At 61.9% G+C, this 6,000-nt stretch carries 6 protein-coding genes; 1 reads left to right on the forward strand and 5 read right to left on the reverse strand.

The features are described 5' to 3' along the window. Nucleotides 1–71: 71 nt before the first annotated feature. From AB4Z35_RS25125 to ribBA, 5 genes are all read right to left on the reverse strand, one after another. Complete coding sequence (locus tag AB4Z35_RS25125) at nt 72–1,226, reverse strand: ABC transporter ATP-binding protein (protein ID WP_442100012.1); 1,155 nt, start codon at nt 1,224–1,226, stop codon at nt 72–74. A 16-nt stretch (nt 1,227–1,242) separates the two neighbouring features. Then, the gene (locus AB4Z35_RS25130; RefSeq protein WP_007976227.1) at nt 1,243–2,052 is read right to left on the reverse strand and encodes an ABC transporter permease; all 810 of its coding nucleotides are present in this window, start codon (nt 2,050–2,052) and stop codon (nt 1,243–1,245) included. A 6-nt stretch (nt 2,053–2,058) separates the two neighbouring features. After that, nucleotides 2,059–3,003 carry an ABC transporter permease gene (locus tag AB4Z35_RS25135; protein ID WP_008003976.1) on the reverse strand — a complete coding sequence of 315 codons (945 nt, stop codon included), beginning with the start codon at nt 3,001–3,003 and terminating at the stop codon, nt 2,059–2,061. Continuing rightward, nucleotides 3,000–4,025, reverse strand: coding sequence for an ABC transporter substrate-binding protein (locus AB4Z35_RS25140; RefSeq protein WP_442100013.1), 1,026 nt, complete (start codon nt 4,023–4,025; stop codon nt 3,000–3,002). The genes AB4Z35_RS25135 and AB4Z35_RS25140 overlap by 4 nt, the downstream gene beginning before the upstream one ends. A 335-nt stretch (nt 4,026–4,360) precedes the next feature. After that, nucleotides 4,361–5,470 carry a bifunctional 3,4-dihydroxy-2-butanone-4-phosphate synthase/GTP cyclohydrolase II gene (ribBA, locus tag AB4Z35_RS25145; RefSeq protein ID WP_442100015.1) on the reverse strand — a complete coding sequence of 370 codons (1,110 nt, stop codon included), beginning with the start codon at nt 5,468–5,470 and terminating at the stop codon, nt 4,361–4,363. Nucleotides 5,471–5,540: 70 nt separating this feature from the next. Between ribBA and AB4Z35_RS25150 the strand changes: the two genes are divergently transcribed. Continuing rightward, on the forward strand, nt 5,541–5,834 hold the full coding sequence (locus AB4Z35_RS25150; protein ID WP_442100016.1) for a DUF1330 domain-containing protein: 294 nt from the start codon (nt 5,541–5,543) through the stop codon (nt 5,832–5,834). Nucleotides 5,835–6,000: the final 166 nt, after the last annotated feature.

Raw genomic sequence — 6,000 nt, forward strand, 5'->3', positions numbered from 1 at the left:
CACCACAACCCGACGTTGTGGTGGCCCGAGGGTGACACTTTAGCAGCGGCCCACCATTGTGGGCCATGGGGTCAATGCGCGCCGGCGGCCTTGTTCAGGTCGCTTTCGGCCCATTCGGTGTAGACGCAGGCATCGGCCGTGGCCCAGCGCACGCGCACCGGGTCGCCCGCCTTGAGCGGCATGCCGGCGGCGGAAAGCGCCTTGACCGTCATCGAGGTGCCACCCGAAGTGACCACGCTGCAGGTCTGGCTTTCACCGAGAAACAACACTTCCACGACCTTGGCCGAGACTTCGTTCCAGCCAGCGGCCAGCGGTTCGGCAACGGCCTGTTCGTTACTCAGGGCCAGGGCTTTTTCCGGACGCACCATCAGCAGCACGTCCTGACCGGTTTGCAGGCCGGCTGTGAGGCGGATCGACAGCGCCTGGCTTTCGAAAGTCGCCACCGCATTACCCTGGGCCTTGAGCTTGAGGAAGTTCGAGTTGCCGAGGAATGAGGCGACAAAGGCGTTCGGCGGATTCTGGTACAGGTCATAGCCGCTGCCCAGGCCAACGATCTTGCCGTGGCTGAAAATCGCGATGCGCTGGGACAGGCGCATGGCTTCTTCCTGATCGTGGGTCACGTAGACGATGGTGATGCCCAGGCGTCGATGCAGTTGGCGCAGTTCGTCCTGCAAGTCTTCGCGCAGCTTTTTGTCCAGCGCGCCCAGCGGTTCGTCCATCAGCAGGATGCGTGGTTCGTAAACCAGCGCACGGGCGATGGCGACGCGCTGCTGCTGGCCACCGGACAGTTGCGAAGGGCGGCGATGGGCAAATTGCTCAAGCTGCACCAGCTTGAGCATCGCATCGACCCGGCGCTCCCGTTCGGCAGTGGCCAGTTTGCGAATCGCTAGCGGAAACGCGATGTTGTCGCGCACCGACAGGTGCGGGAACAGCGAGTAGCGCTGGAACACCATGCCGATATCGCGTTTGTGCGGCGGCACGTTGATCAGCGACTGGCCATTGACCAGGATCTCGCCGCTGCTCGGCGTTTCGAAGCCGGCGAGCATCGACAGCGTGGTGCTTTTGCCGGAGCCGCTGGAGCCGAGGAAGGTGAGGAATTCACCGTCCTTGATGTCCAGCGAGATGTTGTCCACGGCGGCAAAATCGCCATAGTGTCTGTTCAGGTTACGCAGGCTGACCAGGGGTTTGTCATTTTGCTGCGCGGAATCTTTGATCACTGCACTCATGTCGTACTCCTGGCGCTCAAGCGCTGATTTCGTTGCGCCGGCGCAGAGCGGCGGCGATCACCATGACCAATACCGAGAGGCCGATCAGCAGCGTCGAGGCGACGGCGATCACGGGCGTCAGGTCCTGGCGCAGGGTGGTCCACATTTTCACGGGAAGGGTTTGCAGGGTCGGGCTGGCCATCATCACGCTCAGCACCACTTCATCCCACGAGACGAGGAAGGCGAAGAGGGCGCCGGCCACCATGCCCGGACGGATCGCCGGAAAGGTCACCTTGAACACCGCTTGCAGGCGCGAAGCCCCACAGATCACTGCCGCATCTTCAATTGACTGATCGAACAGCTTCAGCGAGTTGATGATCGAGATGATGGTGAACGGCAACGCGACGATGACGTGGCTGACCACGAACGCGAACATGGTCCCGGTGTAACCCAGTTTCAGGAACAGCGCGTACACCGCCACGGCGATGATCACCAGCGGCACGATCATCGGCAGGGTGAACAGGCCGTAGAGCATTTCCCGGCCGGGGAAACGTCCACGCACTAGGGCGAACGCGGTCGGCAGGCCCAGCGCGACGGCAAAGAACGTCGTCAGCACCGCCACCTTGAGGCTGGCCATCGCCGCGTTCATCCAGTCGGCGTTGGAGAAGAACTGGCCGTACCATTTCAGCGTCCAGCCCGGTGGCGGGAACACCAGCCATTGCGACGAGCCGAACGACAGCAGCACGATGAACACGATCGGCAGCAGCAGGAACAGACCGATCAGCCCGGTGGTGGCATACAGGCCGAAGCGCATGCGCCGGCTCATGGCATTGGGGGTCAGGAGCATGACGGCTTACCTCGCGTTGCTGGCGCCAACCGGGGATTCCGGCTGAAGCTTCAGGTAGAAGTAGAACAGCACCAGCGTGATCACGATCAGCAACGCGGCGCCGGCGCTGGCCAGGCCCCAGTTGAGGAACGATTGCACCTGCTGAATGATGAACTCGGGCAGCATCATGTTCTGCGCACCGCCCAGCAGGGCCGGGGTCACGTAGTAACCGAGGGACATCACGAACACCATCAGCCCGCCGGAAAACAGCCCCGGCCGGCACAGCGGCAGGAACACCCGGAAGAAGTTGGTCCAGGGGCTGGCACCGCAGATCGAGCCGGCCTGCAGGATCATCGGGTCGATGGCCTGCATGGTCGCCTGCAACGGCAACACGATGAACGGGATCATGATGTAGCTCATGCCGATCACCACGCCGGTGAGGTTGTGCACCATCTCCAGCGGTTGATCGATGATGCCCATCGCCATCAGCGCCTTGTTGATCACCCCGGAGGCTTGCAGCAACACCAGCCAGGAATAAGTGCGGGCGAGCAGGCTGGTCCACATCGACAGCAGCACGATGTTGAGGATCCAGCGGCCCCAGCCGCGCGGCACCAGGGTGATTGCCCAGGCCAGCGGGAAGCCCAGCAGCAGGCTGAACAGTGTGACCAGCCCGGCCACCGAGAAGGTGTTGAGCAACACCCGGGCATAGGCCGAGTTGGCGAACAGTTGCTCGTAGTTGCCAAGGCCCGGCACCGGTTCCAGCACGCCGCGCAACAGCAGGCCAATCAACGGCGCCAGAAAGAACAGACCGAGGAACAGCAGGGCGGGGACCAGGTTACTGGCGCCACGCCAACGTTGCTTCAGCGACGGCGAGGGTTGCTTCGCAACGCTCTGGCCGACTGCCGAACCGGCAGCGCCGGTGGCGCTCCCGGAGGCCGTGGATGGACGAGACGCGGTTACCGTCATTTTCATTTGACCAGCCATTCGTTCCACCGTGTCGCGATGGCCGGACCGTTCTTGGCCCAGTACGCGAAATCAAGAGTGATCTGATCCTTTGCGTAAGCGGTCGGCAGGTTAGGGGCCAGCACCGAGTCCAGGCGCGGCACGCTGTCGACGTTGACCGGGGCGTAGGCGGTCAGGTTGGAGAAGTCCGCCTGGCCCTTGGCACTGCTGGCATTGGCCAGGAACTTCATCGCCGCGTCCTTGTTTTTCGAACCCTTTGGAATGACCAGGATGTCGGCCATGACCAGGTTCTGCTTCCAGCTTACGCCGACTGGGGCGCCGTCTTCTTGCAGGGCATGAATCCGGCCGTTCCAGAACTGGCCCATGCTCGCTTCACCGGAGGCCAGCAGTTGCTGCGACTGCGCGCCGCCGCCCCACCAGACGATGTCTTTCTTGATGGTGTCGAGTTTCTTGAAAGCGCGGTCCAGGTCCAGCGGGTAGAGCTTGTCCGCCGCTACACCGTCGGCCAGCAGCGCCAGTTCCAGCACGCCAGGGCTTGGCCATTTGTAGAGGGCGCGTTTGCCGGGGTAGGTCTTGGTGTCGAACAGCGCGGACCAGTCCTGAGGTTTGCTGGCGCCAAGCTTGCCTTCGTTGTAGCCGAGGACGAAGGAGAAGAAGAACGAGCCGACGCCGTGATCGCTGACGAAGCGCGGGTCGATCTTGTCGCGGTCAATGACTTTGAAATCGAGGGGTTCGAGCAAGCCTTCGGAGGCGGCGCGCAGGGCGAAGTCGGCTTCGACGTCGACCACGTCCCACTGCACGTTGCCGCTTTCGACCATGGCCTTGAGTTTGCCGTAGTCGGTCGGGCCATCCTGCACCACGGTGATGCCGCTGGCCTTGCTGAACGGGTCGGCCCAGGCCTGCTTTTGCGCATCCTGGGTGCTGCCGCCCCAACTCACGAAGTTGACGCTTTCAGCCGCCATCAGCGCCTGGCTGGTCACGCTCAGCAGTCCCGCAAAAAGAACCGCGGTCGCACGTTTGTTCAACACCATTTTCACGCCCTCATTGTTGTGTTTATGAGCGGGGCTTTCGAGTGCCCGCCTATCGGGAGCATCAGGTCCATCGAGTCAGTTTCGACCGTCCGGTCTATGGAATATCATATTATGGTATTCCAAACTTTGTGCAAGCATTTTGCCGTACCGGCTATCAGCCAAATTCTGATTTTTTTTGGTCAGATTCACGTCCTGTAGCAGCTGGCGAAGCCTGCGTTCGGCTGCGTAGCAGTCGCAAAACCTGAGGTCCTGAAATACCAGGTCGCCTGATTTAGCGGCCGCTACGCAGCCGAACGCAGGCTTCGCCAGCTGCTACAAAAGGCCTGGGCCGAGGATCACTCGGTGAACGGAATGCTCTCCACCACTTCCAGGTCGTACCCGGTCAAGCCCGCATACTTCAACGGCGGCCCGAGGTGGCGCAGCTTGCCGACACCCAGGTTTTGCAGGATCTGCGCACCGGTGCCGACTTCCGAATAAATCCGCGACTGCGAACGGCTGAACTGCCGGGGCGGCTGGGTCAATTGCGGCACGCGTTCAAGCAGCGCCTGCGAGGATTCGTGATTGGCCAGCACCACCACCACGCCGTGGCCTTCGGCGGCGACACGTTGCAAGGCTGCCCACAACGTCCAGTTGGTCGGCCCGCTGTATTCGGCGCCGACCAGATCGCGCAACGGATCGATCACATGTACACGCACCAGTGTCGGTTGCTCGCGACGCAAATCGCCCATGACCATGGCCATGTGGACACCGCCTTCGATGCGATCCTCAAAGGTGATCAGACGAAAGGTGCCGTGCACGGTCGGCAAGTCGCGTTCACCGATGCGCACGATGGTGTGCTCGGTGCTCAGGCGGTAGTGAATCAGGTCGGCGATGGTGCCGATCTTGATCCCGTGCTTGCGCGCAAACACTTCCAGGTCCGGGCGGCGGGCCATGGTGCCGTCGTCGTTCATCACTTCGACGATCACCGAGGCCGGGGTGAAGCCGGCCAGGCGGGCCAGGTCGCAACCGGCCTCGGTATGGCCGGCGCGGGTCAGCACGCCGCCCTCCCGGGCGCGCAGCGGGAAGATGTGGCCCGGTTGCACGATGTCGGCGGGGCCGGCATTGGTGGTGACGGCGGCAGCGATGGTGCGCGCCCGATCCGCTGCGGAAATGCCGGTGGTCACGCCGACGGCCGCTTCGATGGACACCGTAAACGCGGTGCTGAACACGCTGCCATTGCTCGGCACCATCTGCTCAAGACCCAGGCGTTTACAGTGTTCGTCGGTCAAGGTCAGGCAGATCAGGCCGCGGGCTTCACGGGCCATGAAGCTGATCGCCTCGGGTGTGCAGCAGTCGGCGGCCAGCAACAGGTCGCCTTCGTTTTCCCGGTCTTCATCGTCGACCAGAAGGACCATTTTGCCGAGGCGGTAATCTTCGATGATTTCTTCGATGCTGTTGAAGGCCATGCTGGAGTCTCGGTATTTGTTGGATGGGTAATGTGGTATACCATAATACAAAACAAACCGAGAGGTCACTATGAAGGCGTACTGGATTGCTCATGTGGATGTCACCGACCCCGATCAATACAGCCAATACACTCAGCGGGCGCCGCAGGCATTTGCGCTGTATGGCGGTCGGATTCTGGCGCGGGGTGGGCGTAGCGAGGCGATGGAAGGGCGGTCGACGCCGCAACGCAGTGTGGTGATCGAGTTTGATTCCTATGAGTTGGCGGTGGCTTGTTATCGATCTGCGTTGTATCAGGAGGCGAGGGGGTATCGCGAAGGCGTGGCAAAGGCTGAGGTCATCATCGTTGAGGGGGTACATATCTGATTTTTGGGTAACGGCGACTGGCGGTTTCGCCCTTACGGCGACTCACTTTTTTTACAAGCGCCTAAAAAAAGTAAGCAAAAAAACGCTCGCCCCTGACGTACGGCCCCTCGCTTAGGCTCGGGGTTCCTTCGCTCCGGCATTCATCCGGGGGCATCGCCTCCGGTCG

The organism is Pseudomonas sp. KB_15 (assembly GCF_052114525.1).
GTDB lineage: Bacteria > Pseudomonadota > Gammaproteobacteria > Pseudomonadales > Pseudomonadaceae > Aquipseudomonas.

Excerpts from the sequence above, each read along its gene's own strand:
- AB4Z35_RS25125 (WP_442100012.1), bottom strand. The coding sequence starts at position 1,226 with ATGAGTGCAGTGATCAAAGATTCCGCGCAGCAAAATGACAAACCCCTG.
- AB4Z35_RS25130 (WP_007976227.1), bottom strand. The coding sequence starts at position 2,052 with ATGCTCCTGACCCCCAATGCCATGAGCCGGCGCATGCGCTTCGGCCTG.
- AB4Z35_RS25135 (WP_008003976.1), bottom strand. The coding sequence starts at position 3,003 with ATGAAAATGACGGTAACCGCGTCTCGTCCATCCACGGCCTCCGGGAGC.
- AB4Z35_RS25140 (WP_442100013.1), bottom strand. The coding sequence starts at position 4,025 with ATGGTGTTGAACAAACGTGCGACCGCGGTTCTTTTTGCGGGACTGCTG.
- ribBA (WP_442100015.1), bottom strand. The coding sequence starts at position 5,470 with ATGGCCTTCAACAGCATCGAAGAAATCATCGAAGATTACCGCCTCGGC.
- AB4Z35_RS25150 (WP_442100016.1), top strand. The coding sequence starts at position 5,541 with ATGAAGGCGTACTGGATTGCTCATGTGGATGTCACCGACCCCGATCAA.